The organism is Streptomyces sp. MMG1121 (genome assembly GCF_001280015.1).
GTDB lineage: Bacteria > Actinomycetota > Actinomycetes > Streptomycetales > Streptomycetaceae > Streptomyces.
This window is the reverse complement of record NZ_LGDV01000150.1, coordinates 1-247: the sequence shown is the minus strand read 5'-3', so window position 1 is coordinate 247 and position 247 is coordinate 1. Positions and strand designations below refer to the sequence as shown.

Annotated in this window: 1 protein-coding gene; it reads right to left on the bottom strand. The window is 69.6% G+C overall.

What is annotated here, in order from left to right:
* Positions 1 to 247 (bottom strand): beta-ketoacyl synthase N-terminal-like domain-containing protein (locus ADK64_RS42850; RefSeq protein WP_159046248.1); only part of this gene is annotated, 247 nt, incomplete at both ends.

The following is a 247-nucleotide window of genomic DNA, read 5'->3' as shown; positions in this document are numbered from 1 at the left end:
CGCCGACAGACCCGCACTCGCCAACGCCTGCCGGATCACACGCTGCTGCGAAGGACCGTTCGGCGCGGTCAGCCCATTGGACGCACCATCCTGGTTCACAGCCGTCCCACGGACGACCGCCAGGACCTCGTGACCGTTGCGCCGCGCATCCGACAACCGCTCCAGCAAAACCAGACCCACACCCTCGGCCCACGCAGTCCCGTCCGCACCCGCCGCGAACGACTTGCACCGCCCATCCGGCGCAAGC